The organism is Castellaniella sp., assembly GCF_034007085.1.
In the GTDB taxonomy this organism is placed as follows: Bacteria; Pseudomonadota; Gammaproteobacteria; order Burkholderiales; family Burkholderiaceae_B; genus Castellaniella.
Genome location: NZ_JAVERO010000195.1, coordinates 1 through 3,149 on the forward strand (window position 1 = coordinate 1; position 3,149 = coordinate 3,149).

Consider the following 3,149-nt stretch of genomic DNA (forward strand, 5'->3'; position numbering starts at 1 on the left):
TTCCATGGCCTGCCCGAACCGCTGCCGGCTGACCCCGCCACACTGGCCGGCGCAATCAACCAGGCCATGGAAACCCTGATCCGGCGCTTTCCAGAACAATACCTGTGGAGCTACAACCGCTACAAGGAACCTGATGACGCCCCGCCACCGCCGCCCGCAGACCCTGCCCCGACGCCCCGCAGGCCGGCTTGAATCCATCGGCGCATCGTTCCGCTTTCCCGACCATGGCTTTCGATAAAAAACCCCTGCTGCGCGCCGTCCTGGGCCATTTCGGCCGCTGCTCAACCCGAACCCGGCTGCGCTGGGGGCGCATCCTGGGATGGCTGACGCCGCGCCTGCTGCGCTCACGCGCCCACATCGTCCGGGTGAACCTGGCGCACTGCTTTCCCGACCTGCCCCAAACCGAACGGGACACCCTGGCGCAACGCCATTTCCATCTGCTGGCCCAATCCGTTGTCGATCGGGGCCTGTGCTGGTTCGGCACGCCCGAGCGCATCCTGGACACCATCGAACTGCACGGCGAACACCACCTGCAGACCCTGCTGGACCAGGGTCGCCGCATCCTGATGTTCGCGCCGCATTTCATCGCCCTGGACGCCGCCGCCACGCGCCTGACGCTGTTCCTGAAGGAATCGGCCACGCTGTACACACGCCAGAGCGACGCCGATGTGGACGAGATCGTGCGCCTGGGGCGCGGGCGTTTCAACCAGGTCCATCTGATCAGCCGCCACGACGGCGTACGCGGCCTGATCCGGCATCTGCGCAAAGGCATCCCGGTGTATTACCTGCCCGACATGGACTTTGGCCGCCAGGGCAGCGCCTTCATCCCCTTTTTCGGCGTGCCCGCCGCCACCCTGCTGTCGGCCGCACAGATCGCCGCCGCCTGGGACGCCGTGGTGGTGCCGGTCATCAGCCGCCTGGACCCAGGCACAGGCCGCTACCGGGTGGATGTCGGCCCGCCCGTGGATCATTTCCCCGGGGACGACGGCCCCGAGGCCGCCACCGCCCGCCTGAACGCCCTGATCGAAGACGAAGTCCGCCGCGACCCGGCCCAGTATTACTGGGTGCATCGGCGCTTCAAGACGCGCCCGGAAGGCGAACCGGGGTTCTACTGACGCCGCTCGCGCAAGCGCCCCGCCAGAACACCTGAACGCCGCTTTTGCAGGATAATGCACCGATGATCTGGAACTTCACCAAAATGCATGGCGCAGGCAACGATTTCATCGTCCTGGATGGCGTGCGCCAGTCCATCGACCTGACGCCGGCCCGCGCCCGGGCGCTGGCCGATCGGCATTTTGGCATCGGCGCCGACCAGATCCTGCTGGTCGAATCCCCCCTGCACCCGGACGCGGATTTCCGCTACCGGATCTTCAATGCCGACGGCGGCGAGGTCGAACACTGCGGCAACGGCGCACGCTGCTTCGTGCGATTCGTGCATGAACAGGGCCTGTCGCGGCGCAACCCGCTGCGCGCCGAAATCGCCACGGGTCTGATCGTGCTGCACGAATCTGATGAGGGCCGGGTCAGCGTGGACATGGGCCACACCGCCTTCACACCCGAGTCCGTCGCCTTCGACCCCGCCGGCCTGGATACTCGCGTCTGCGGCCAGGACACCCTGTACCGGCTGGATCTCCCGCCCGAAACCGGCGATGCCTGGTGTTCACTGGTGGCGATCTCCAACCCACATGCCGTGATCCAGGTCGATGACGTGGATTCCCACCCCATCGGTCGCATCGGGCCGGCCATCGAATCCCACCGCCGCTTCGCCCAGCGCGTCAATGCCGGTTTCATGCAGGTGCTCGGCCGCCACCACATCCGCCTGCGCGTCTACGAGCGCGGCGCGGGCGAAACGCTGGCCTGCGGCACGGGCGCCTGCGCGGCTGCGGTCGCCGGCATCCGCCGCGGCCTGCTGGACAGCCCGGTCCGGGTGGACACGCGCGGCGGCGCGCTGCAGATCGAATGGAACGGCGAGACCCTGCACATGCAGGGTCCAGCCACCACGGTTTTTCATGGCCAAATCGATATCGACGCCCTGGCCGCAACCTTCTGACTGACGGAAAGCCCACATGACGCAGGATGCCCTTACCGCCCAGGACGTGGCGGACTTTCTCAGCCGCAATCCCGATTTCTTCGACACCCACGCCGATGTCTTTGCCGCATTGCACGTGCCTCATCCCCACCAGGCCCGCGCGATCTCGCTGGGAGAACGGCAGATCCTGACGCTGCGCGCGCGCGTCAAGGAACATGAACACCGGCTGATGCAGCTGCTGCACAACGCCGGCGGCAACGAACGCATCAATCAAGCACTCATGCAATGGTGCGCACGCATGCTGGCCGAACCCCATGCCGACCGCATCCCGGCCCATATCATCCGCAGCCTGTCGGACCAGTTCGACCTCAGCGCCATCGCGCTGCGGGTCTGGGACCTGCCCGCACTGGAAGACAGCGAATTCGCTCAGGACGTCGATGCCGGCATCCGCGCCTACGCCGACAGCCTGGCGCAGCCCTACTGCGGTCCGAACAAGGACCAGGAACCGGCCCGCTGGCTGGCATCGGAACCCGCCTCGCTGGCGATCCTGCCCCTGCGCACGCTGCATGGCACTGCGCCGGTCGGCCTGCTGGTCCTGGGATCGGAAGACACCGACCGCTTCACGCCGGACATGGGCACGGCCTTTCTGTCGCTGATCGCTTCCCTGGCAGGCGCGGCCCTGGGGCGGCTGGCCCGCCCAGCGCCCGAGGCGGCCTGAACCGCGCAGCACCATGCCGGACGATGCCCTGACCGAAGCCTGGCTGGCCGAGCTCGGGTCGCAACAGCGCTATTCCAGGCATACGATCGCCGCCTATCGCCGAGATCTGCAGGCGCTGCGGCGCTGTTTTCCCGGCCAGTCGCTGGACACCCTGGGCGAAACCCAGATCCGCCAGGCCCTGGGACGCCTGCATGCATCGGGACTGCAGCCTCGCAGCCTGGCACGCGCCCTGGCGGCCTGGCGCAGTTTCTACGCATGGCGCGCGCCGGCCGCCGACCTGACGCGCAATCCCGTTCATGGCGTGCGCGCGCCCCGGATTCCGCACAGCCTGCCCAAGGCGCTGTCCGTGGACCAGGCCCAGGCGCTGCTGGATCGCCGGCAGCTGCCACCGGCCACCACCCC

The 3,149-nt window shown here is 67.9% G+C and carries 4 protein-coding genes and 1 pseudogene; all 5 read left to right on the forward strand.

What is annotated here, in order from left to right; translation table 11 throughout:
• Positions 1 to 192, forward strand: a pseudogene (locus RBR29_RS11555) (hypothetical protein); the annotation flags it as partial.
• 32 nt (positions 193 to 224) lie between these two features.
• Positions 225 to 1,115, forward strand: coding sequence for a lysophospholipid acyltransferase family protein (locus RBR29_RS11560; protein ID WP_320349425.1), 891 nt, complete (start codon positions 225 to 227; stop codon positions 1,113 to 1,115).
• Between the two features lie 44 nt (positions 1,116 to 1,159).
• Positions 1,160 to 2,050: a diaminopimelate epimerase gene (gene dapF / locus RBR29_RS11565; RefSeq protein WP_320349427.1), complete on the forward strand. Its 891-nt coding sequence runs from the start codon at positions 1,160 to 1,162 to the stop codon at positions 2,048 to 2,050.
• A gap of 16 nt (positions 2,051 to 2,066) precedes the next feature.
• Positions 2,067 to 2,747 (forward strand): DUF484 family protein, encoded by a 681-nt coding sequence (locus RBR29_RS11570; RefSeq protein WP_320349428.1) that lies wholly within the window; start codon positions 2,067 to 2,069, stop codon positions 2,745 to 2,747.
• Positions 2,748 to 2,760: 13 nt separating this feature from the next.
• A partial coding sequence (locus RBR29_RS11575) for a site-specific integrase (protein ID WP_320349429.1) occupies positions 2,761 to 3,149 on the forward strand: 389 nt, incomplete at its 3' end.

Bases quoted from the DNA above. Each gene is read 5' to 3' on its own strand.
- RBR29_RS11560 (WP_320349425.1), top strand. From the start codon at position 225: ATGGCTTTCGATAAAAAACCCCTGCTGCGCGCCGTCCTGGGCCATTTC.
- RBR29_RS11570 (WP_320349428.1), top strand. From the start codon at position 2,067: ATGACGCAGGATGCCCTTACCGCCCAGGACGTGGCGGACTTTCTCAGC.